The organism is Fructilactobacillus sp. X2R1C1 (genome assembly GCF_059901435.1).
In genome coordinates this window covers 15,212-38,774 of the sequence record NZ_JBWXUV010000003.1, presented here as the reverse complement: position 1 = coordinate 38,774, position 23,563 = coordinate 15,212, and the positions used below count along the sequence as shown (strand labels likewise).

At 39.9% G+C, this 23,563-nt stretch carries 25 protein-coding genes; 19 read left to right on the top strand and 6 right to left on the bottom strand.

What is annotated here, in order from left to right; translation table 11 throughout:
• The 8 genes from rnmV to AC6UDG_RS04965 all read left to right on the top strand — a co-directional run bounded on the left by rnmV (position 1) and on the right by AC6UDG_RS04965 (position 6,868).
• A complete protein-coding gene (rnmV, locus tag AC6UDG_RS05000; RefSeq protein ID WP_500695774.1) occupies positions 1-570 on the top strand; it encodes a ribonuclease M5 in 570 nt (189 codons plus the stop codon).
• A complete protein-coding gene (gene rsmA / locus AC6UDG_RS04995) occupies positions 563-1,453 on the top strand; it encodes a 16S rRNA (adenine(1518)-N(6)/adenine(1519)-N(6))-dimethyltransferase RsmA (RefSeq protein WP_500706690.1) in 891 nt (296 codons plus the stop codon). The genes rnmV and rsmA overlap by 8 nt, the downstream gene beginning before the upstream one ends.
• Positions 1,454-1,525: 72 nt before the next feature.
• A complete protein-coding gene (locus AC6UDG_RS04990; RefSeq protein ID WP_500693999.1) occupies positions 1,526-1,756 on the top strand; it encodes a Veg family protein in 231 nt (76 codons plus the stop codon).
• Between the two features lie 209 nt (positions 1,757-1,965).
• Positions 1,966-2,664: a metal ABC transporter ATP-binding protein gene (locus tag AC6UDG_RS04985; protein ID WP_500695771.1), complete on the top strand. Its 699-nt coding sequence runs from the start codon at positions 1,966-1,968 to the stop codon at positions 2,662-2,664.
• Positions 2,657-3,457, top strand: a complete 801-nt coding sequence (locus AC6UDG_RS04980; RefSeq protein WP_500693997.1) for a metal ABC transporter permease — start codon at positions 2,657-2,659, stop codon at positions 3,455-3,457. Before AC6UDG_RS04985 ends, AC6UDG_RS04980 begins: the two co-directional genes overlap by 8 nt.
• 107 nt (positions 3,458-3,564) lie before the next feature.
• Positions 3,565-4,392: a pur operon repressor gene (purR, locus tag AC6UDG_RS04975; RefSeq protein ID WP_500706688.1), complete on the top strand. Its 828-nt coding sequence runs from the start codon at positions 3,565-3,567 to the stop codon at positions 4,390-4,392.
• 24 nt (positions 4,393-4,416) lie between these two features.
• Positions 4,417-5,796: a bifunctional UDP-N-acetylglucosamine diphosphorylase/glucosamine-1-phosphate N-acetyltransferase GlmU gene (gene glmU / locus AC6UDG_RS04970; RefSeq protein WP_500706686.1), complete on the top strand. Its 1,380-nt coding sequence runs from the start codon at positions 4,417-4,419 to the stop codon at positions 5,794-5,796.
• Between the two features lie 79 nt (positions 5,797-5,875).
• A complete protein-coding gene (locus AC6UDG_RS04965; protein WP_500693994.1) occupies positions 5,876-6,868 on the top strand; it encodes a ribose-phosphate diphosphokinase in 993 nt (330 codons plus the stop codon).
• Positions 6,869-6,924: 56 nt separating this feature from the next.
• Here the strand turns inward: AC6UDG_RS04965 and yidA are convergent, their stop codons facing one another.
• Together yidA and AC6UDG_RS04955 are read right to left on the bottom strand one after the other, a co-directional pair.
• Positions 6,925-7,734, bottom strand: coding sequence for a sugar-phosphatase (yidA, locus tag AC6UDG_RS04960; protein WP_500699642.1), 810 nt, complete (start codon positions 7,732-7,734; stop codon positions 6,925-6,927).
• A 1-nt stretch (position 7,735) separates the two neighbouring features.
• The gene (locus tag AC6UDG_RS04955; RefSeq protein ID WP_500706684.1) at positions 7,736-9,088 is read right to left on the bottom strand and encodes an HD domain-containing protein; all 1,353 of its coding nucleotides are present in this window, start codon (positions 9,086-9,088) and stop codon (positions 7,736-7,738) included.
• Positions 9,089-9,215: 127 nt separating this feature from the next.
• Between AC6UDG_RS04955 and AC6UDG_RS04950 the strand changes: the two genes are divergently transcribed.
• The 5 genes from AC6UDG_RS04950 to AC6UDG_RS04930 all read left to right on the top strand — a co-directional run bounded on the left by AC6UDG_RS04950 (position 9,216) and on the right by AC6UDG_RS04930 (position 13,782).
• Positions 9,216-9,650 carry a YwiB family protein gene (locus AC6UDG_RS04950; protein ID WP_500706682.1) on the top strand — a complete coding sequence of 145 codons (435 nt, stop codon included), beginning with the start codon at positions 9,216-9,218 and terminating at the stop codon, positions 9,648-9,650.
• 45 nt (positions 9,651-9,695) lie between these two features.
• Complete coding sequence (gene rpoE / locus AC6UDG_RS04945; protein WP_500706680.1) at positions 9,696-10,268, top strand: DNA-directed RNA polymerase subunit delta; 573 nt, start codon at positions 9,696-9,698, stop codon at positions 10,266-10,268.
• Positions 10,269-10,413: 145 nt separating this feature from the next.
• Positions 10,414-12,033: a CTP synthase gene (pyrG, locus tag AC6UDG_RS04940; RefSeq protein WP_500706678.1), complete on the top strand. Its 1,620-nt coding sequence runs from the start codon at positions 10,414-10,416 to the stop codon at positions 12,031-12,033.
• 112 nt (positions 12,034-12,145) lie between these two features.
• On the top strand, positions 12,146-13,420 hold the full coding sequence (gene murA, locus AC6UDG_RS04935) for a UDP-N-acetylglucosamine 1-carboxyvinyltransferase (RefSeq protein ID WP_500693988.1): 1,275 nt from the start codon (positions 12,146-12,148) through the stop codon (positions 13,418-13,420).
• 110 nt (positions 13,421-13,530) lie between these two features.
• Positions 13,531-13,782 (top strand): type B 50S ribosomal protein L31, encoded by a 252-nt coding sequence (locus tag AC6UDG_RS04930; protein ID WP_500693987.1) that lies wholly within the window; start codon positions 13,531-13,533, stop codon positions 13,780-13,782.
• A gap of 49 nt (positions 13,783-13,831) precedes the next feature.
• Here the strand turns inward: AC6UDG_RS04930 and AC6UDG_RS04925 are convergent, their stop codons facing one another.
• Together AC6UDG_RS04925 and AC6UDG_RS04920 are read right to left on the bottom strand one after the other, a co-directional pair.
• On the bottom strand, positions 13,832-15,067 hold the full coding sequence (locus tag AC6UDG_RS04925; protein ID WP_500699646.1) for a multidrug efflux MFS transporter: 1,236 nt from the start codon (positions 15,065-15,067) through the stop codon (positions 13,832-13,834).
• Entirely contained in the window at positions 15,054-15,563 is a 510-nt protein-coding gene (locus AC6UDG_RS04920) for a low molecular weight protein-tyrosine-phosphatase (protein ID WP_500696918.1), read from the bottom strand. Before AC6UDG_RS04920 ends, AC6UDG_RS04925 begins: the two co-directional genes overlap by 14 nt.
• Before the next feature lie 172 nt (positions 15,564-15,735).
• Here AC6UDG_RS04920 and AC6UDG_RS04915 point away from each other — a divergent pair, with 172 nt between their 5' ends.
• The 6 genes from AC6UDG_RS04915 (at position 15,736) to AC6UDG_RS04890 (ending at position 21,581) form a co-directional block, all read left to right on the top strand.
• Positions 15,736-16,524 (top strand): hypothetical protein, encoded by a 789-nt coding sequence (locus tag AC6UDG_RS04915; protein WP_500706675.1) that lies wholly within the window; start codon positions 15,736-15,738, stop codon positions 16,522-16,524.
• A gap of 80 nt (positions 16,525-16,604) precedes the next feature.
• Positions 16,605-17,981 (top strand): UDP-N-acetylmuramoyl-tripeptide--D-alanyl-D-alanine ligase, encoded by a 1,377-nt coding sequence (locus tag AC6UDG_RS04910; RefSeq protein WP_500706673.1) that lies wholly within the window; start codon positions 16,605-16,607, stop codon positions 17,979-17,981.
• Between the two features lie 169 nt (positions 17,982-18,150).
• Complete coding sequence (gene cshA, locus AC6UDG_RS04905; RefSeq protein ID WP_500706671.1) at positions 18,151-19,641, top strand: degradosome RNA helicase CshA; 1,491 nt, start codon at positions 18,151-18,153, stop codon at positions 19,639-19,641.
• A gap of 112 nt (positions 19,642-19,753) precedes the next feature.
• The gene (alr, locus tag AC6UDG_RS04900; RefSeq protein WP_500699649.1) at positions 19,754-20,896 is read left to right on the top strand and encodes an alanine racemase; all 1,143 of its coding nucleotides are present in this window, start codon (positions 19,754-19,756) and stop codon (positions 20,894-20,896) included.
• Between the two features lie 23 nt (positions 20,897-20,919).
• Complete coding sequence (locus AC6UDG_RS04895; protein ID WP_500693980.1) at positions 20,920-21,183, top strand: hypothetical protein; 264 nt, start codon at positions 20,920-20,922, stop codon at positions 21,181-21,183.
• A 26-nt stretch (positions 21,184-21,209) separates the two neighbouring features.
• The gene (locus AC6UDG_RS04890) at positions 21,210-21,581 is read left to right on the top strand and encodes a type II toxin-antitoxin system PemK/MazF family toxin (protein ID WP_010022835.1); all 372 of its coding nucleotides are present in this window, start codon (positions 21,210-21,212) and stop codon (positions 21,579-21,581) included.
• Between the two features lie 54 nt (positions 21,582-21,635).
• Here AC6UDG_RS04890 and cbpA read toward each other — a convergent pair whose 3' ends face one another.
• Together cbpA and AC6UDG_RS04880 are read right to left on the bottom strand one after the other, a co-directional pair.
• Entirely contained in the window at positions 21,636-22,307 is a 672-nt protein-coding gene (cbpA, locus tag AC6UDG_RS04885; RefSeq protein WP_500693979.1) for a cyclic di-AMP binding protein CbpA, read from the bottom strand.
• 102 nt (positions 22,308-22,409) lie between these two features.
• Positions 22,410-23,363, bottom strand: coding sequence for an L-lactate dehydrogenase (locus AC6UDG_RS04880; RefSeq protein ID WP_500693978.1), 954 nt, complete (start codon positions 23,361-23,363; stop codon positions 22,410-22,412).
• Positions 23,364-23,563: the final 200 nt, after the last annotated feature.

The window sequence follows — 23,563 nt, the reverse complement described above, 5'->3', positions numbered from 1 at the left end:
ATGAAAAGAATTAAAGAAGTAATTGTGGTTGAAGGAAAAGATGATACCAAACAAATTCAACGAGCCGTTGATGCTGATACGATTGAAACCCGGGGCTCTGCGATTTCGGATGAGACCCTCGATCTAATTGATCGGTTGGCACAAACCCGTGGAATCATCGTTTTTACTGATCCAGATTTTTCTGGGGAAAAAATCAGAAAAATAATTTCAGATGAGATTCCAGAAGCAAAGCATGCCTTTTTGAAAAAGTCGGAAGCAGTTCCTGATACACAGAAGGGATCCCTTGGGGTTGAGCATGCTAGTCCAGAAGCAATTCGGAATGCCTTGTCTGAAGTGTACACCGAAAGCGATGAGAATCCAGAAGTCATTAGTAAGCAGGATTTGATTCAAGCTGGTTTAGTAGGAACGAAAGAAGCCAAGGAACGCCGACTGGAACTTGGTGAATTGCTTCATTTGGGGTATGTTAACGCTAAACAAATGCAAAAAAGATTGCAAATGTTTGGCATCACGAAAAAACAGTTTAACGATGCACTAAAACAAGTTGATGATAAGGAGGGATTAGATGAGTAAAGTTCCCGCAATCGGCAGTCCAGCTCGGACCCAGGCCATCTTGAACCGATACCGTTTAAATGCGAAGAAAAGCTTGGGGCAAAATTTCTTGAACGATCTTGGAGTTTTAAAAGAAATCGTTGCAGTTGCCCAAATATCAGAAGCCGATGATGTAATTGAAATTGGACCTGGCATTGGGGCATTAACTGAACAAATTGCTCAATCAGCTCACGCCGTAATGGCCTTTGAAATTGACGAGAATCTTCTCCCAATCTTAGATGAGACTCTCAGTCCCTATGACAACATTAAAATTATTAATGAAGACTTCTTGAAGGCTAATCTGCCAAAATTAATTAAAGAAAACTTTGATGGAAAACACCACCTAAAAGTTGTGGCTAATTTGCCTTACTATGTCACCAAACCAATCTTGATGGATATTTTAAAGGGCAACGTTAAATTTGATTCAACGGTGTTGATGATGCAAAAAGAAGTGGCAGAACGAATTAGCGCAAAGCCGGGCAATCGCGACTATGGGGCTTTGACGGTTATCACTCAGTATCTAGAAAACGTTGAGATTGCAATTAACGTATCGGCCAAGTCCTTTATTCCCTCACCAAAAGTTGATTCTGCGGTGGTCAAGTTAACCCCGAAAACAGATAAAAAGGTGATTGCTTACGATGAAAAAGCTTTCTTTGGCTTTGCGCATGGATGTTTCATGCACCGAAGAAAGACACTCTGGAATAATTTGCAGGGTATTTTTGGAAAGAAACCTGAGGTAAAAGAACAAATTGAACAGGATTTAAAACGGTTAGGCATTAATAAGTCAGACCGTCCCGAACAGTTATCGGTTGATCAATTTGTGAAAATGGCAAATCAGTTTCACATAAGTGGATTGCTGGCATAACAGGCTATTCATCCATTACCTTTACATTATATTGATTTTAATGTATAATAGTAATACGCGAGGTGATTGATAATGCCAACTAGTCTATCTAAGATTAAATTATTTCTAGATAATCACATTGGACAGGAAATCCATGTAACTGCACAAGCCGGAAGAAAACGAACTAACGAATATGATGGAGTTCTGGCTGAGACATTTCCCGCTGTATTTTTAATTACACTTGATCCAGACGAGAAGCTAGGACAAGTATCATACAGTTATACTGATATTTTGACCAAGAACATCGAGATTAACTTTGTTTAATGAATTGACCGAAAGGTCTTTTTTTTTGCTTTATATTATTAGTAGTCTTTAAGATAATAAGGGCATTTAAATTAGTCAAGATAATCCATGATTTCCCCGAGTTGTTAGTTGCATGTTTTAAGATAACAGTGTTATATTAGTTGAGAACTATTGATTAGTTAGTAAGCTTCGTTAGTACTATTGAAGCTCGAAATGGTAGGAGTTTAAAGATGGATGACTTAGTTTTAAAGATAGAAAATTTAACCGTTAATTTTGCGGATAAACACGTTTTAAGTGATTTGAGCTTTAACGTGAAACGTGGTAGTTTTTTAAGTATTGTAGGCCAGAATGGAGTAGGGAAGACCACCTTGATCAAAGTGATTCTTGGTCAATTGAAGCCCACCAGTGGAAAAGTTCAGTTTATCCCGGATCGTTCTCAGGTCAAGATTGGGTATGTGCCCCAGTTTAGAAATATTGATACCGAATATCCGTTGTCGGTAAAAGATTTTGTTGCTCTAGCTTTTAGTGGGTTTAAACTACCATGGCTTTCAAGAAAAGATCGTGAAACGTTAAATCAGGTCCTAACTGAGACTAACCTAACTGATATTGCCAAAGAACCATTAGGAAGAACTTCCGGTGGGGAAAAACAGCGAGCTTATCTAGCACAGGCGCTGGTAGTGAAACCCGATCTTTTGATTTTGGATGAATCGACGGCAAGTCTTGACCCAGAGGCCAAGGAGAACCTGCTTAATGTGGTTTCCGATCTAAACGTCAAAAGTGGGTTAACCGTAATTTTTGTTACGCATGACATTCCGCTAGCAAAGAAGTTCGCTAACGAATACTTGTTTTTGCGTCCTGATAATTATGAATTTGGACCAATTAAGAACTTAAATGTTGAAGAATTTTGGAAGGGGCAAGCCGATGTTTAGTTTTGAATTTATGCGTAATGCCTTTTTAGCCAGTACCATCATTGCGGTGGTCTGTGGGGTAATCGGGGTGTTTGTCGTTTCAAGAAACATGCCGTTTCTGACCCACACTTTATCTGAGATTGGGTTTGCTGGAGCTTCCTTTGGAATGTTTGTTGGGATTAGTCCGTTAAACGGGATGCTACTCTTTACCACCATTAGTTCGGTTCTAGTTGGGAGAATGAGTGCTGGTTCCGTTGCCGAAAGACGAGAAGATACCATCAGTGCTGTTTCGGCCCTCTTTATTGGACTAGGAGTCTTATTTCTAGCCCTTTCAAACAGTAGTGCTAGTTACGCCACTAATATCCTATTCGGAAGTATTGTTGGAATCAGTGCTTCTGAAGTCCATCAGATGATTTGGTTATCGGTGATTGTGTTAATCGTGACCCTATGTATTTATCGGGACTTAAAGTTTGATTCGTTTGATGCAGTGGGAGCCAGAGCCCAGAAAATTCCAAGTGGAATTCTCTCATTGATTTTCCTAGTGATGCTGGCCTTAAGCGTCTCCGTGGCTGCTCAAATTGTCGGGGCACTTTTGATTTTTATCCTTTTGACTTTGCCAGCTGCGAGTGCTAAATACTTTGCCCATTCAGTCGGAAAAATGATTGGACTGGCCATTGTTTTTGGTTTGATCGGAGTTTGGGCTGGATTAACGCTTGGATACTACACGAACTGGCCGGTCAGTTTCTTTATTGCTGTTATTGAGGTTGCCATTTACTTTGGATCACTGATTTATAATCACTTTAGGGAGGGCTAATTTGATTTAGTTCCTCTTTTTTTTACTCTTTTTTCAATAAAGTGAAGTAAAACACGAACATTTATGCTAAAATTTCCTTGTGTGCCAATTTATGACGAGGTGAAAGCATGAAATTTAAAAGAAGTGAACGATTAGTAGATATGACAAACTATCTATTAAACCGTCCTCATACATTAGTACCATTAACTTTTTTCGCTAAGCGCTACAATTCTGCTAAATCTTCCATTAGTGAGGACTTAGCCATTGTGAAGCAAGCATTTCAACAACGTGGGATTGGTCTGGTTGAGACCGTTCCCGGAGCTTCTGGGGGCGCCAAATTTACGCCATACATTTTAAAAGAGGCGGCTGATCAGTTTATTAAAGAGGTCTCTGACATCTTAAACGATAACGATCGTTATCTTCCTGGTGGTTATGTTTATATGTCCGATATTTTAGGCCAACCGGAGAAGTTGAAAACCATTGGGCGGATCATTGCCACCCAATACCTGTTTCAGAAAGTTGACGCAGTACTAACGGTGGCAACGAGAGGAATTCCAGTTGCCGAAGCTTCTGCCACGTATTTAAATGTGCCACTGGTAATTGCTAGGCACGACTCTCAAATTACTGAGGGGTCGACCGTGAGTGTTAACTACGTTTCGGCATCTAGTCAAGAAGTTAAACGAATGACAATCTCAAAAAGAAGCCTGAAGCCAGGTTCTAACGTTTTGATTGTTGATGATTTTTTGCGTGGTGGTGGAACGATTTCTGGTCTGACGTCCCTGATTGATGAGTTTGATTGTCATCTGGTGGGCAGTACGGTTTTTGTTGAAACTGATGATCCAGGTCACAGAAGGGTTACTGATTTTACTTCATTACTTAAAATGGATATTAAAGATGATCAGATTGAGATTAAACCTGGCAATTATGCCCAAAAAATTTTTGGGAGTACAAATTAAAAATTAATTACAAGGGGAACAAAAATGAGTTCAAAGAATACGATTATTTTAGCGGCTGGTAAGGGCACCCGGATGAAGTCCAAGTTATATAAAGTTCTCCACCGAATTTGTGGGAAATCAATGGTTGACCATGTTTTGACGCAGGTATCCAAGTTAGATATGGATAACATCATCACGATTGTTGGTTACGGTGCTGAAGATGTGGAAAACGAACTTGGCAATCGTTGTGAGTACGTCGTCCAAGATAAACAACTTGGGACTGGCGATGCCGTTGCACGAGCTGAAGGACTTTTAAAGAACTCAGATGGTGAGACGTTAGTTATTAGTGGTGATACTCCATTGTTTACCTCCTCTACTCTTAAGCAACTCTTTGAGTATCACGAACAAAAAAAGGCCACCGCGACCATTTTGACGTCTAAAGCTCCTGATCCGACTGGTTATGGCCGGATTGTTAGAAATGACATTGGGATTGTAGAAAAGATTGTGGAGCAAAAGGATGCTACGCCGGAAGAGCAAGCCATTCATGAGATTAACACTGGGGTTTACGTGTTTGATAATCATTCGTTATTTGAGGCTTTGCACAAGATTAATAACGATAACGCTCAGGGTGAATATTATTTAACTGATGCCATTGAAGTCTTAAAAAATGAGGGTCACACAATTGCTGCCTACAAGATGGCAAACTTTAATGAATCGATGGGTGTAAACGATCGGGTCGCTCAGGCCCGCGCCACCCAAATTATGCAAGCCCGGATTAATCGTCAACACATGCAAAATGGCGTTACGATTGTGAACCCTGCTGATACTTACATTGATAGTGACATTAAGATTGGTCAAGATACCATTATTGAACCAGGAGTTCAACTGCAAAACGGAACGGAAATTGGGAGTAACTGTATCATTGGTGCCCACTCTAAAATTTCTGGTAGTAAAATTCATGATAACGTTAAGGTCTTCTCTTCGGTAATTGAAGATTCTGAGATGATGCCAGGTTCTGATATCGGACCAGATAGTCATTTAAGACCGGGTGCTAAGATTGAGAAGGACGTCCACATTGGCAACTTCTGTGAGGTCAAAAGTGCCACCATTGGCGAGGGAACCAAGATGGGTCATCTGACTTACGTTGGCAATGCTAAACTCGGTAAACACATTAATATTGGTTGCGGAGTGATTTTTGCGAATTACGATGGAGCCCATAAGCACACCACAACGGTTGGTGATGATTCTTTTATTGGAAGTAATTCCAACTTGATCGCCCCAGTCCACATCGCTGATCATACTTTTATTGCGGCTGGTTCGACCATTACCGACGACATGGATCAGTATGACATGGGAATTGCTAGAGAGCGCCAGACTAACAAGCCGGGTTATTATAAAAAACTTCCCTTTAAAGGCGCTAATTAATTTGAGCTAAATAGTGAAATTGTTTTCTGAAAATAATATAATGGAATTGATTAGGTAGGAAAAAAATGTGGGGGTTATAATGGCTGAAAAGTATGCTGATCCAAAATTAAAGATTTTTTCTTTAAATTCAAATCGTCCGCTTGCAGAAAAGATTGCTAAACGAGTGGGAGTTCCCTTGGGAAAAGCTTCCGTCAGTCGCTTTAGCGATGGTGAGATTCAAATTAATATTGAAGAAAGCATTCGTGGCGATAACGTTTATATTATCCAATCAACTTCTGATCCCGTTAATGATAATTTAATGGAATTATTAATCATGATCGATGCTTTAAGAAGAGCAAGTGCCAAAACCATTAACGTGGTTATTCCATACTATGGTTACGCTAGACAAGATCGAAAAGCACGAAGTCGTGAACCAATTACCGCTAAGTTAGTGGCAGACATGCTGGAAAAAGATGGAATCACACGTTTGGTAGCCCTTGATTTACATGCTGCTCAAATTCAAGGATTCTTTGATGTTCCCGTTGATCATTTGATGGGGGCACCGCTCCTTGCTGACTACTTCATCAAGAACGGACTCGCAAAAGACGCGGTAGTTGTTTCGCCTGATCATGGTGGGGTGAGTCGAGCTCGTGCCATGGCTGAGTTTTTAAAGGCTCCAATTGCTATTATTGATAAGCGTCGCCCAAAAGCCAACGTTGCTCAAGTTATGAACATCATTGGGGATGTAAAGGGGAAGCGTTGTATTATGATTGACGATATGATTGATACAGCTGGAACCATTACGAAAGGTGCGCAAGCCTTAATGGATGCTGGTGCTTCAGAAGTTTATGCATGTTGTACCCATCCCGTCTTATCAGGGCCAGCAACCGAAAGAATCGAAGCTTCGCCAATTAAGAAACTGGTTGTGACTGATTCCATTCAGTTACCCGATTATAAAAAAATTGACAAGATCAAACAAATTTCAGTTGCACCATTAATTGGAGACGCAATTACTAGAATTAACGAAAATCGTCCCGTTAGTCCGCTGTTTAGTCATCGGTTTGACTATGGTAAGGATGATGAAAAAAAGTAATGGATAAAAAATAATCTTAGCATTTTAAGCTAAGATTATTTTTTTGCGCTCGTTTGTTATTGATTAACGTACTTATTGATGGCGTATGCTACCCCATCTTCTGAATTAGGTTTAGTAACAAATTGGGCGTTCTTTTTAACTTCATCGATTCCGTTACCCATGGACACTCCCAGTCCCGCAAACTTGATCATCGAAATATCATTCCCTTGATCGCCAATGGCCATGACGTTATCTGGCTTTAAACCAAGCTTTTCGGAAAGATCCCGTAAGGCATTGCCTTTACTTGAATTTGAGTTCATAAACTCAAGAAAGACCGGTGAACTCTGAACGACACTCATTCGGTCGTAGATTGATTTTGGTAGATTGCCCTTTGCTTTGGTAATCTTGTCCGGATAATCGACGTACATCAGTTTGTAAATGTTGACGTCACGGGTGATTTCGCCAGGAGTTCGATATTTGATGGGCATCGAAACAAGATGGCTTTCTTCAACGGAAAAGGGACTAATATCACGATTGGTAGTGGTAATGGAATCAACCGTTTCGATTTGGAAGTGGACGCCCATTTCTCGTGACATCATTTCAATTTCTAAAAAGTCATCATACTTAACCGTTTCTTTGATTAACACTTTGCCACTAACCGTTTCGACTAGGGCACCATTATAAGTGATGGCGTATTCGTCGTCTCCGTCAATTCCCAGCTTATCAAGGTATGGCTTTACGCCAGTAATGGGGCGTCCGGTACAAAGGACCACTTTTATGCCTTGATTGCAGGCTTTAGTAATAGCTTCGATGGTTGCTTTTGCTAATTGATTTTTTTCGTTTAATAGGGTGCCGTCGATATCGATGGCAATTAATTTGATATCCATGTTAGTTCTCCTTTGGAATTATAAGGTTGTCATTATCAATGTATTTTTGAAATTCATCGTATAAAGGTTGAAAAAGTTCGACGTTTTTTGTTGGCTTAAGCATTTCACGTGGAAAGAAAAAACGCTTGTCACCAATTAGTTTTCCGGTAATGGCACGAACTAGGTCACTAGCCTGAGAAAGTTCTACCAAATTACCATCATTTTCCATCAGTTCAATCTGGGCGTTTTGATGTTTACTTTTGGGATCGTAGACATCATAGGGCTGATCAAAACTGTTGTCAGTGGCAGTGTAGTACTTTGGATTAAATCCGGCTTTTTCAATGATCTTTTGTAGCTTAGGGATTAAAAATTCCGTCTGATCATTGTATTTAGCGGATTTAAAGGGACGCCGATTTAAGAAACGTTTGGCGAGGTCAGAGAGAATCGGATCTTCTGATTTGCGCCACATGACGAAGTAGGTGTTAAGCACCCCATCGTCAATTTGTAAATAATCATCTAGGGAGTAGTTATTAGAAAAGATTGGCATTAAAAGACTAGGCTTAAAGGTGCTCTTAGGTTGTAACGCTAATTCTTTCGCCCGCATCAGTAGGTGACTTAAAATAACCTCCATCGAACGTGAGACGGGATGGAAGTATACTTGTTGATACATTTGAAAACGACAAACAATGTAGTACTCAATCGCGTGTAAACCACTTGCCCGAAAACAAATCCCGCCAGAGTACGGACGCATCACCTGAAGAATCCGATCCAAATCAAAATTACCGTATTGTGCTCCAGTGTAATATGAATCGCTTAGAAGGTAGTCCATCCGATCGGCATCAACTTGACTTGAAATCATTTGGACGACTTGCGGATTGTCATAGGTCTTGTTAATGACACTGGCGACGCGTTCGGGAAAATCGGGACCGACCTCACTTAAGACGTGGTTAATTTCCGTTTCGTTTGAAGTGATGATTTGTTGGGTAATCTGTTCGTGATTGGTGTGAAAAATGTGTTCAAACGTATGTGAATAAGCTCCATGACCAACGTCGTGAAGTAGAGCGGCACACAGGGCCACAATTCGTTCTGAATCATCCCATAAGCCATCACCCGCTTTTTTAGACGGATAATTTCGCTTAAAATTATCACAAATTCGTCTAGTAATTTCATACACTCCTAAAGAGTGGCTAAATCGGGTGTGTTCTGCTCCGTGAAAGGTTAATGAAGTAGTTCCTAACTGCTTGATTCGTCTTAGACGTTGAAATTCAGGCGTATTAATGAGATCGAGAATTACTTGGTGTTCAACGTAAACGTGACCCAGAACTGGGTCACGAAAAACTTTGTCATATTTCAATGGTTGATTGTAATACTTCAATAAAAGACCTCCACTTATACTAATCTCTCTTCATTATAACTGAAATAAAAATAAACGTCATGACAAACTCAAAGTTAGTGCATTTCCATTGCTAACGGCGTAAAATCAAATTTGTGAGGTGATATTTTTGACAGAAAACGAAAAGATCGAAAAAGTTCAAGTTGAGATTGTAATCGAAATAAAACAGGACGAAAACGTCGAACACCATCATTTTAAAGAAAATGGGCAACTAGTTATGCTCAACGGCTATCGTTATTTACGTTACGTTGAACACGTTGACGGACAGCCGGACGTTCCTGTCACCTACCGGATTGGAAAAGATGCGATTCGGTTAACTCGTGCTGGCAAAAATCATCTTGAACTTCATTTTAAACCGAACGAAACAATCGAAGACTTGTACCGAACGCCATTTGGTAATCTAAAAATTGGGGCACATACCACTAGCATTAAGCAATCTAGAGATGATAAAAACGGATGGCAAATGATTGAGATTAACTATGAGTTGTACACCGACGGACAGAAAGTCGGCGACTATCGAGTCAAATTGCAATTTAAATGTTAAACTAGTATTATTAGTCTGTTAGGAATCTAGAAAGGCGTGGTCGAATTGGAACTTAAAGAATTAGACAAGCAAGATAAAAGCGAATTATCAATGGTTGAAGTGGCTCATGCAATTTTAGCTGATGCTGGTAAAACCATGTCATTCGTTGATTTAACCAACGAAGTACAAAAATACTTGGGGGACAGCAACCAAGTAATTCGTGATCGTTTACCTCAATTCTACACAGACCTTAATGTTGATGGGAGTTTTATTTCCCTTGGCAATAACGTTTGGGGTCTTCGTACTTGGTACCCATATGAATCCATTAACGAAGCCACCATCAATGAAGGTGAAGAAGACAACGGTAATACTCCCAAAAAGCATCGTAAGGTGAATGCTTTTATGGCTGATGCAGCTGACGATGATGACGTGATCGACTATGATAACGATGATCCAGAAGATCAGGATGATTTTGATGATACCCCTGACGATAAGGATAAGTATCATAAGGATCTTGATGAAGAAAATCCTGATACTGATGATGACGCCATTGACGATGATGATGGTGTTGAAGGCGACCTCTCAGAGGTCAATTCAGATGACGATGATGATAAAAAAGATGATGACGACAATGATTAAACTTGACTAATTATGTAGAATCCCTTAACATACTATTTGGGCACTTTACAAACATGTGAAGTATTTCGAATAAGTAACCGCTCCCTATTCAATGAATGGGGAGCTTTTTTTATGTTGTAACCTAAATTTGATGGAGGAGTTAAGCATGACTAAGTATATTTTTGTAACCGGTGGAGTAGTTTCTTCCTTAGGAAAGGGAATTGTTTCCGCTTCAATCGGAAGATTATTGAAGAATCGTGGTTTTAACGTTACGATCCAAAAATTTGATCCATATATCAACATTGATCCGGGAACAATGAATCCTTATCAACACGGAGAAGTCTTTGTTACCGATGATGGTGCTGAAACTGATCTTGATTTAGGTCATTACGAACGTTTTATTGATAACAATTTAAACAAGTACTCTAACTTTACGACCGGTAAAATCTATGAAGAAGTTTTAAGAAAAGAACGTCACGGAGATTATCTTGGGAGAACCGTTCAGGTCATCCCTCACATTACTGGAATGATTAAACAAAAGATTATGAGTGCCGCTCAAAGCACGGACGCTGATATCGTTATTTCAGAAATTGGTGGAACGGTTGGAGATATCGAGTCCCTACCGTTTTTGGAAGCCATCCGTCAGATGAAACATGAAGTCGGTGATGAGAATACTTTTTATATTCACGTTACGCTTGTTCCGTACCTGCACGCCGCAAAGGAAATGAAAACCAAACCAACCCAGCACAGTGTTAAAGAATTAAGGGGAATTGGCATTCAACCCGATATGTTGGTTCTTCGTGCTGAGAAACCAGTTAGTGATGAGATGAAGAAAAAAATTGCCATGTTCTGTGATGTTCCGGTTAAGGATATCATCGAGTCCATCGATGCTCCTAACTTGTACCAAATCCCGCTTAGTTTTCAAAAACAGGACATGGACGATGAGATTTTAAAGCACTTTAACGTTAAAGCTCCAGAGGCTGACATGAAAGACTGGAAGAAGATGGAGAAGCACATCAGAAATCTCAAGGGTGAGGTTAACATTGCCATTGTTGGTAAGTATGTTGATCTAAACGATGCTTATTTGTCCGTCAATGAAGCTTTAAAACATGCCGGTTATGCTGCTGACGATAAAGTTAACATTCACATGGTTGATGCGGGTACGATTAACAGAGACAACGTTTCTAAGAAGTTAAAGGGAATGGACGGAATCTTGGTTCCTGGTGGATTTGGTAATCGAGGGGTCGAAGGAATGATTCAAGCCGCTCGATATGCTAGAGAAAATGATGTTCCTTATTTAGGTGTTTGCCTTGGAATGCAGATTGCTACCATCGAATATGCTAGAGACGTTGTGGGTTATAAGGATGCCAACTCAACTGAATTTGATCCGCAGACTAAGCACAATGTGATTGATCTCATGGCCGATCAAAATGATGTTACTGATGCTGGTGGAACCCAACGCTTGGGTGCTTATAAAACTAAGTTAAAAGCAGGGAGTAAAGCCGCCGCCGCATACGACAACAAAAGGGAGATCTCAGAGCGTCATCGTCATCGTTATGAATTCAATAATAAATTTAGAAAAGACCTGGAAGATGCTGGCTTAGTTATTTCTGGGACCTCACCAGATGATCACTTGGTTGAAGTGGTCGAAGTTCCTGATAATCACTTCTACGTTGCAGCACAATACCATCCCGAATTTTTATCACGTCCAAATCGTCCCGAGGGATTATTCAAGGCGTTTGTCGCCGCTGCCGACAAAGAACACATGCATAATCACAAGAAGTAACCAGGCTTCTTTATAATCTTAATAAAATAATTTCTGATTTTGTATTGTGTTTTGGTGAAAACTTTCCTATGATTATTATTAAAAGATATGATATAAGTGAGGATTACCAATTATGACGATACTAAAAATATCAGGAGGACATCCTCTATATGGCGACGTCACCGTTGGCGGAGCTAAGAATAGTACGGTCGCTTTGATACCGGCCGCTATTTTGGCGGATAGTCCAGTGGAACTTGACATGGTTCCCGATATCTTGGATGTGCATAATCTCATGCTAATCCTCCAGTCGATGAACGTAACATCTGATTTTTCAGATGGTGTCTTAAACATTGATCCAACTAATATACTTGAGGGTGAGTTGCCCGGTAAAGCAATTAAAAGTCTACGTGCTTCCTATTATTTTATGGGAGCGCTTCTCGGCAAGTTTCATCGTGCCACGATTAGTTTCCCTGGTGGAGACAATATTGGACCACGGCCAATTGACCAGCACATTCGCGCCTTTAAGGCCTTGGGTGCAGAAGTCAATGAAAGTGATGATTCGGTCGATATTAATGCAACGGAAAATGGACTTCATGGGGCTTCAATTTTCTTTGACATGGTCTCGGTTGGAGCGACGATCAACACGATTCTAGCAGCGGTAAAGGCTGATGGGGTTACTACCATTAGTAATGCCGCTAAAGAACCGGAAATCATTGATATTGCATCGTTTTTGAATAGTATGGGAGCTAAGATCAGAGGAGCTGGGACCGACGTCATCAGGATTCAAGGCGTTGATCATCTCCAGGCCAAGGCGACGCATACGATTATCCCTGATCGAATTGAAGCGGGGACATACTTGACGTTAGCCGCCGCTGTTGGGAAGGGAATTAACGTTAAGAACGTAATTCCTGAGCATTTACAAGCCTACACGGCTAAGTTGATTGAAGCCGGCGTTCAATTAGAAGTTGGCGAAGACAGTATTTATGTTCCAAAGACTGGGAAATTAAATGGTATCGAGATTAAAACGGCACCGTTTCCAGGATTTGCGACGGATTTACAACAACCAATTACCCCCATGCTGTTTAAAGCAGACGAGGATAGTGTGATTCACGATACGATTTATCCGGAACGTCAGAATCACATTGCCCAGCTCCAGAAGATGGGGGCTAATATCAAGGTCAATCCAACTGATAATTCAATTATTATCAGTAAGAGTGAGAACCTCCATGGGACAACCGTTCAAGCCGGAGAGATTCGCGCTGGAGCATCCTTGGTCATTGCTGGGCTGATGGCTAGTGGTAAGACCGTCATTGAAAATGCGGACAATATTTTACGCGGATATGATAATATTACTAATAAATTAACCAATCTACACGCTAACGTCCAGATGATTGACCAGGACGACTAACGCCTGGGTCCTATTGCGTACGTCAAAAAATAATGTTAAGCTATTATGGTTGATGTTATATTCGATAATCAATCTCTGAACTGTGTTTAGGGCAAAAGGAGCGAAATATTATGAAAAAAGGAATTCATCCAGATTTTCATCAAGTTGTTTTTCAAGATTCAAGTACTGGATTTAAGTTCATTACTGGTTCAACTGCAACCTCTGATGAAACCGTCAAAATGGACGACGGCAACACTTACCCATTAATCCGAGTTGAAATTTCATCTGATTCACATCCATTCTACACTGGTAAGCAAAAGTTCAACCAAGCAGATGGTGCGGTCGATCGTTTCAACAAGAAATATGGTCTTGCCGACAAATAATAATAAATAAAAAGAGCCAACTTCTAGTTGGCTCTTTTTTTGTCTAAATTTAGTTTACGGTCTTCTGTTCGTTTCTGGTTTCGTTTAATACTAACAAAAAGTTAATGAAGACAAGGATTGCGGTTGAAATGAACACACTTGAGTAATCAAACAAAGAAGAAACAATGGATCCGATGATGGGTCCGATACAGTTTCCAGCTGCTTGCATGGACTGGTTCCAGCTAAAAATCCGACCAGTAACGTTAGATGGGGTGTTTTTAGCTAAAATGGTTTGAACGGCAGGTAGCATACAGGCGTTGGAGATTCCAATCAGAAATCTGAGTCCCATTAATTCCCAGACGTTGGTTACAAACGCCATGGGGATGTAGACCAAGATGGCAAAGATGAAACCGCCTAGCATAATCTTGGAGGTCCCGATTCGATCGCCTAATGCTCCCAGTTTGGGGGCGGCAAAAAGCGTGGCAATTCCCGGAACTGCGGCAACAATTCCACTGTAAAAGGTGACTTGAGGACTATTGTGCATGATTTCTTTTACGTACAGTGACAGAATGGGTGAAATGGAGAAATTAGAGGCTTGAATAATCAGGGTGGTCAAGAACATTCCAAAAATCAGTTTGACGTTTGAAAGTTCGAAAATAACCTGTTTGGTAGATAGGTTATCTTCTTTTGCAACCGGTTTAAAGTGTTCTTTAACAAAAAATAGCGTGACAAAAAAGACGGAAATGAGTAAACCACCAGTAATGAAGAAGGTAAGACGATAACTAAAGACAGAAGCTAAAATTCCGCCAATGAAGGGGCCAAAAAGGGTTCCTGAGACGTTGCCGGTGGTTAAAATTCCAAGGGCTTTCCCACTTTCTCGCTTTGGTACCTGAGTCGCAAGTAAGGCGTTGGCATTGCTCATGTATCCAGAGAAGATTCCTTGAATAAATCGAAGGGCAATTAACTGCCAAACAGCAGTAACAAAGCCCATCAATATTAGACAGATTGCCATTCCAAGTGATGCTCGTAAAAGCATCACTTTTCGGCCGTATCTGTCAGCCAAAGATCCCCAAATGGGAGAGACGACGGCGGTAACAATGAAAGAGGCTGAGAAAGCAAGCCCACTATAGATACTTAGTTGACTAGAATTATAGTGGCCTAGGGTAGCGATGAACAAGGAGAGAAAAGGCATGACTTCACTAAAACCTAATCCATTCATGAACATCCCAAACCATAGTGCTACTAGGTTTTTGTGCCATATTTCTGAAGGAACCGGATCAGAGATTGGGGCTTTATTCTGATTCAAATGATTCGCTTCCTTCCTGTTTGCTGTTATGATGTTCTTGCATGTACTTTAGCCACAGGGGCAAAGATTGATCAAGCATTTGATAGGTATCCTCAAATCGATGGGTATACCAAGGATCAACGATGTTGACTCCCTTTTTACCGGGAACAATGTCCATGCATAAATGAAGCTTATTCCATTGACTTTTGGGGATCATCTTTTTAAGATCACTGATATTGTAGTCATCCATGGTAATAATGTAATCAGCATGATCGATGTCGTAAGCGGTGATTGGATGGGATTGTTTCCCACTATAATCCAAGTGATGAGCGTCCATGGTTTTTTGAGCACCAGGATGAGGACGACTACCTGCCTCATCGTTTTCGGTGGCAGCTGAACTTACTGAATAATGATTTGAAAGTCCTTTATTTATAAGCATTTTTTTAAACATTGCTTCTGCCATGGGAGATCGACATATGTTCCCCAAGCAGACAAATAAAACGTTAGTTTTTTTCATAATCCACACTCCCGAAATTTAAATCGTTATTACTATATTAACAGTAATTGAACTCCATATATATAAAAATGAATGCTAATTATAACGTAAGAAAATGACGTGAGTTGGAAAAATGGTTATTAAAATCTTATTTTATGGTGAAAGGGGTAATAAAGATTGGAGCAAGACAAATATGTTAATTAACACAGTGTATTTTCAGGTTAATCCAGTTAAGAATTTTGCCTACAGTTGGGGAATTCTTCCGTCGGATTTTTTAAACGGAATTAAGAATGATCCCCAAAATATTATTTTATTAAATGATGATTATCGTTACGCAAATGATTTCAATATGTTCACTAAATTTGATTTAATTACCGGTCAAAATGAAATTAGAGAGTACATGATTAACAATAAAATTAGTACCAAGAAATGGGTTGATTTTAGAAACCGGGAGGATTTGGACTCTTTAAATGAGGATGAAATCGCAGATTTATTGTACTTGAGTCACATGGGTATCCCACTCAATCAAACGAGTCCATTTTCGGTTAAATTGAAGAATCAATTTGTGTTTTTGGGTGAATCCACTGGCTTTACAAAGGTATACATGCGTCATTTTAGTGTCATTAATCAAATTTTAGCTGTCTGCATTAAACGGCATCTAAAAAAGCAGTGGGACAGTAGACGAATGTTCGTAAAGTCAGTGCCGTTTAGGGATATCGACGAACGTACCATGACCAAGTTGTTAAAACTGGGAATTACGGGAGTTATTATTCCGTATGATATGATAGTTATGAAGAGACCGAAGCTTGAGATTCCCTTAATGAGACACAAAAAACGATCTCCAAAGGTAATTTGGAACTCTTATGACCAGTTGAAAAGTGGAGCCTTTAAAGTTGGTCAAATTACTTATGATATTTCCACTAAAACGTGGGAACTTCAAAGAGACGTTGATGATGAGGGAGAATTAAACGATTTGGTTTAAACCAGCTGAGTCGCTTTTTTATTGATTTTTTTCTGATATACTTTAAATGCATTTACATCGAATTAAGAGGAGTTTTTGTTATGAAAATGAACCTTTTAGAGGTTGCAAAATCCGTTAATGGTGACTTGAATTCAAAAAAATACGAAAACGTTGAAATAACGGGAGTTTCGTTTGATAGTCGGAAATTAAAACCGCATGATCTTTTTGTTCCACTCACTGGGAATCACGATGGGCACGATTTCATTGCTAGTGCCATCAAAAACGGGGCTAACGCAACGTTTTGGAGTCAAAGTCGAATTAGTGATGTTCCGAAGGATTTTCCGGTTATTTTAGTCGATGACACACTAAAAGCCCTACAGGATCTCAGTCGACACTATTTAAATAAGATTAACCCTAAAGTGGTGGCAATTACCGGAAGTAATGGCAAGACCACTACTAAAGACATGATTGCTTCAATTCTTGCCACTCAGTTTAATGTTACTAAGACGCACGCTAACTTTAATAATGAGATTGGAGTCCCAATTACGATCCTTTCCATGGAATCTAACACAGAATATTTGGTGGTAGAGATGGGGATGGATCGACCCGGCCAACTTGACTTTTTAAGTAAGCTAGTTAAACCTGATATCGCTGTCATTACCATGATTGGTGAAGCTCACATTGAGTTTTTCGGAACCCGTGCTAAGATTGCGGATGCCAAAATGGAGATTACCCATGGACTTAGGCCAGATGGGGTGTTTGTCTATGACGGTGATGAACCCTTATTAAACGAACGGGCTAAATCACTTGACGTTGAAAAGTTGACCTTTGGAAGAAAAGACACTAACGATATTTACCCAAAGGATGTCTATGACGGTGACCACGAAACGACGTTTAAGACCAATCGGTTTGGAAACATGAAATTCACCATTCCGCTAATTGGTGACTATAACGTCAACAATGCCCTTGCTTCCATTGAAGTTGGTGAACTAGCGGAAATCCTGCCGGCCAACATGAAATCAGCACTAGACCATGCCAGTTTTACTAATAATCGAACTGAATGGGTTAAGGGTCAAAATGGTGAAATGATTTTAAGTGACGTATATAATTCGAACCCATCGGCTCTAAAAGCCGTTTTAAAGGCGTTTCAATCCACTCATTTACAAGGGAAGCGAGTTGCAGTTCTAGGTGACATGCTGGAACTTGGTGATAAGGGAGTGGAGATGCATGAGGATATTTCTGATGCAATTGATCCGCAATTGATTAACCAGGTTTACCTAGTTGGACCACTTATGAAGTCTTTATATCAAATGTTGCAAAAAAAATATCCCAATCAAAATGCCCTTCATTATTATCCAATTGATCAGCTTGATCGATTAGCTAAAAGCCTAGACTCCCAGTTGTCTACTGGGGATGAAGTCTTGTTAAAAGGGAGTCACGGAATTCACTTAGAACGAGTTTTAAAAGCGTTAGAATAGGTTCTTTGGTTTGTGAAATTAGGCCAGATGGTGTAATATGTTTTAGACACGTAATCGCTGAAGAATATAGAAATAAATGTGAATCAGACGATTTGCGCATTATGGAAAACGGATTTTTTCCAAGCAAATCATTGAATTCACAATTGTAGTTTCAATAGGAGGAACACATTTGAAGTTTAAAGATTTAGGACTATCTGATAGTCTATTAAAAGCCGTGGAAAAATCAGGCTTTGACGAACCCACTCCAATTCAGGCTCAGACAATTCCATTATTGTTAAAGGGTCAGGATGTTATTGGACAGGCTCAAACTGGAACTGGGAAAACGGCTGCGTTTGCCCTTCCAATCCTGCAAGAAATCGATCTGAATAATCCAGATGTGCAGGCACTTGTAATTTCACCAACTAGAGAACTTGCCATTCAAACGCAAAAAGAGATGCAACGTCTTGGTGGCGTTGAAGGAGCTCGAGTGCAAGTAGTTTATGGTGGTTCAGATATTCGCCAGCAAATTAGAGATTTGAAGAAGAAGCCACAGATTGTGGTGGGAACTCCAGGACGAATTCTTGATCACATTAATCGTCGCACCTTAAAACTAGGACACGTTAAGTACTTGGTGTTAGATGAAGCCGACGAAATGCTTAACATGGGATTCTTAGATGATATTGAAAGCATCATTAAGAACATTCCAGAAGATCGGCAAACTTTGCTTTTCTCAGCAACCATGCCAGCACCCATCAAACGAGTTGGGGTTCAGTTCATGAGAGATCCAAAGCAGATCACGGTTAAGTCGAAGGAATTAACCACTGACCTAGTTGATCAGTACTACGTTAAGGTTAAAGATAACGAAAAGTTTGACACCATGACCCGTTTGTTTGACGTTCAAACACCTAAGGTTACCATCGTATTTTGTCGAACTAAACGACGAGTCGACGAAGTTTCTAAGGGATTGATTGCGCGTGGTTATCGGGCAGCTGGTCTTCACGGTGATTTAACCCAAAAACGGCGAACTCAGATTATGAACGAATTTAAGAATGACAAGATTAATTATTTAGTGGCTACTGATGTGGCTGCTAGAGGAATTGATGTTTCGGGTGTCACTTACGTTTATAACTTTGATATTCCACAAGATCCAGAAAGTTATGTCCATCGAATTGGGAGAACTGGTCGTGCCGGTCATCATGGTACTTCAGTAACGTTTGTCACTCCAAATGAGATGAGTTATTTAAGGGGAATTGAACGACTTACCAAAGTTAGGATGCTTCCTTTAAAGCCACCTTCAGAAGACGAAGCCCTTGCTGGTCAGTTAAAATTTGCTGAAGATGATATTGAAAGGTTAGTAAAGAAGACGGATACTGCCAAGTTTGAGCGGGTCGCAAAAAAGCTCCTTGAAAAGTATGACAGTGTCGATTTGGTTTCTGCTCTTTTGAATGACATGACAAGAGATCAGGTTAAGGTTCACATTACGGCCGAAAAACCACTTAAGAATCATGGTGGCTTTGGTGGTCATCGTGGTGGCGGTTATCGCGGTAAGAGAAATGACCGAAACAGTCACAAACGCTTTGGCAATCATCGTGGTGGTCACGACTCAAGACGTCGTGATTCACGAGGTCATAATGGTGGTAACCACGGTAAATCAAAGAATTTTGTCATTAAGAATAAGTAGCAAAGAGAGAGCCTTCTTGGTTCTCTCTTTTATTTAGAAAATTAATTTATTAAGTGTTATAATAATTATCAAAGAATAATTAGATAGTACTTTATTCGAGGAAGTATACGTTATGGCAGTGGGAAGAAATCGAAATGCACAACTAGTTATTGATGAAGATGCCATTTTTCATAACATTAGTGAGGAACGAAAACGATTGGATGCCAAGTCGGATCTATTCATGGTCGTCAAAGCTAATGCTTATGGACACGGTGCGGTTCAAGTGGCGAGGATTGCTAAACAAGCAGGAGCTACTGGTTTTTGTGTTGCCATTTTAGACGAAGCAATTCAGCTTCGAGAAGCTGGATTTGTGTCTGAACCCATTCTTGTTTTGGGTCTTTGTGACCTTTCAAATGTTCCATTAATTGCGAAGTACAATGTTTCGGTTACGGTGAGTTCGATTGATTGGATTAAGCAGGCAGCTAAGTTAGCTGAGCAACTGAAATTAAAGAACAAGATTAGGGTTCATTTGGCTTTGGATACCGGAATGGGAAGGATCGGACTCCAAACTGTTTCAGAAGTTAGAGATGCAATAGTTGAGTTGAACCGAACTAGCGAGTATATTGACTTTGAGGGAGTATTTACTCATTTTTCTACCGCAGATAGCGCTAATGATGATTATTTTAAGTATCAATTGGATAATTTTAACGAATTGATGACTGCGATTCCCGATAAACCTCGTTATGTTCACGTGGCAAATTCAGCTACTAGTATGTGGCATAAAGCAGCGGGTGGAAACATGGTCCGCTTTGGAGTGGCTGGCTATGGTTTGAATCCATCGGGGGTTGAGATTGCTTCACCATTTAAGTTGAAACCAGCACTGAGCTTTACCAGTGAGTTAGTTTACGTTAAAGAAGTTAATGCTGGTCGTTCAATTGGATACGGTGCAACTTATACATCCAACTCAAAGGAGTGGATTGGAACGGTTCCTGTTGGATATGCAGACGGAGTTCGTCGCTCGATGCAGGGATTTTCACTTCTAGTAGATGGACAGTATTGTCCAATTGTCGGAAGAGTATGTATGGATCAACTGATGGTGAAGTTACCACATCAGTTGCCAATTGGAACAAAGGTGACCTTGGTGGGAACTGATCACGGTCATACTATTACTCTCCAAGACGTTGCCGACTACTGTCATACTATTCACTATGAGATTGCATGTGGGTATTCGGATCGATTACCACGGGTGTATAAATCAAGTAATCATTTGAAGTAACTATTTGTAAGGAGGAGTTCTCCATGACATACAAATACACGATTGATGCTATTTGGTCTCAGAAAAATGAAGAATATTTCACCAAACTAGGACTTTCTTTTGACAACCACAAAGTTGCCATGGACTGTGACTCGTTTGATAAAGACCCTCTAATTAATTCTTTAATTTATGGCTACTCAATCATGGCCAATCTAAATTCAATAATTGTTGATGAATATTCTCCATGTGAGGATGAGATTGCAAGACGGCTCTTTGACAATTATGAAGACGAGAAGTCACGGTTGTAAGTTTATTTATGCGGAAGGAATAGTCTATGGAAAACGTTGAAATTAAACGTGGCGATATTTTCTATGCAGACTTATCTCCAGTCGTTGGTTCTGAACAGGGTGGAATGCGACCAGTTTTGGTAGTCCAAAATAACGTTGGAAATCATTATAGTCCCACTGTGATTGTAGCCGCAATTACGGCTCGGATTACTAAGCCAAAGATGCCTACTCACGTGGGTATTACACCTCAGAATGCCGGAATTGAGAAGAGTTCGGTGATTCTGTTAGAACAAATTAGGACGATTGATAAGCAGCGTCTTAAAGATCATGTCACTCATTTAAGTAAAGATATCATGAGAAAAGTTGATGCTGGTCTTAGTTTAAGTCTAGGGCTCAGTCAGAGCACGCACGAAGTCTGATGATACATAAGATACAAAAAAGAACGTGGAATTATTCCACGTTCTTTTTTGTATCTAATTTTCTTCGATTGGAGTTTCTTTTGATTCTTGTTTTAGATCTTCAACTTCTGGAACTTTGAATCCCTTTCGTTCTAGAGCTGCAATGATGCGGTCCAGACGATCCTTAGTCACCTTAGACGGGAGGGTAAACATGGTTCGATAGACCGTTTTACCAGAACGATCAACTGAATCCAAGCTGATCACACTTGAAATGGCGGTATATCTAGTAATAATGTGAGCCATCTCTTCTAAGTCCCCACGTTCACCAGGTGAGACAACTGAAATCACGTAGCTACCAAATTTCACGTTCCATGATTGTGACAAGCTTTCCATCAATTTCGTGTGAGTTAAAATGCCATAAAAATTATTGAACTCGTCAAGAACGGCAATGTATGGAAGATCCTTAATCGTAAAGAAGACCTTGAAAAAAGCTGAATTCAGGTTAACAAATTTAGTTTCGTTTCTAATCAGGGTCATAACCGAGTCGGACATCTTGCCGCCATCGGCTTCGTGTTTGTAGATGTGCATGCGATAAATGTTACCCTTGAAGGCTTTATGAGTGGCATCTAAAACGGGAATGCAACGAAAATGATTCTTTTCCATTAATTTTAATGCGGTGTCGAGATCAGTGTTTTCATCAACAGTAATCAGGTCACTTTTAGGTTTAACTAAAGATTGCAAAATCATGGCTAAGGCTCCTCACATAAGTAATTTCTAATTAATATTAACACAAAATAACTGGGAGCATAAAAAAACAGACATAAATGTCTGTTCTTTTTAAACTTATTTTTAAAGGTTGATGGTCTTCATACCCTTAGCAATGGTTTCTTTTAAAGTTTTAGCTGAAGCACTCATCTTGTCTTTTTCGTCATCACTTAATGGAACTTCAAGGACTTTGGCAACTCCTGAAGCATTAACAATGGCAGGAGTTCCAATGTAAATATCGGACAAACCGTATTCACCATTCATTGGGGCACCAATTGGTAAAACGGTGTTTTCGTCCCTTAAAATGGCCTTTGAAATTCTCATCAAAGCAGTTCCAACTCCGTAGAAAGTAGCACCCTTCTTGTTAATGATGTCGTAAGCCTTGTTTCTAGTTTCGTCTTCCATTTTCAATAAGTCATCCTTGCTAACACCATTTTGTTTAGCAAATTCAACCAACGGAACGTTTCCGATTGAAGCTTCATCAATATCAGCAAATTCTGAATCACCGTGTTCACCCATAACGTAAGCATTAACGCTTTGTGGGTTAACGTTTAACTTCTTACCAACGGCAACTTGGAAACGTGAGGTATCAAGTGATGTACCTGAACCAAAGACACGGTTTTTAGGAAAGCCAGAAATCTTTTGGGTTGCGTAGGTTAAGATGTCAACGGGGTTAGCAGCAATTAAGAAGATTCCATCAAAACCAGAATCAACAACTGGCTTAACGATGGTAGTCAAAATCTTCAAGTTTTTGTTAACCAGGTCAAGTCTAGTTTCACCGGGCTTTTGTGGAGCTCCAGCAGTGATCACAACTAAATCAGCGTCTTTACAGTCACTGTAGTCACCAGAGTAGATCTTTTTTGGAGAAGTGAAAGGTTGGGCATCTTCAAGGTCCAATGCGTCTCCTTCAGTTCTGTTTTTGTCGATATCAACAACGACAAATTCTTCGGCGATCCCTTGTTGCATCATTGCGAATGCGTATGATGAACCAACGGCACCATCACCAACTAAAACAACTTTTTCGTGTTTTTCAGCCATAATATTTCTCCCTTTTGAAATTAGTTTGTTCACAAACTGATTATATCATGAACGAATTTATTTATACAGAACCATATTCTTAATGGTACGGGATCAGCTCAAATCGTTAATCTATTATGATACAATAAACATGATTAAGCCGAGTGAGTAATTATTCATTTCGGCCATTTTAGGTTAATTAGAAGTAAATGGGAGACAAT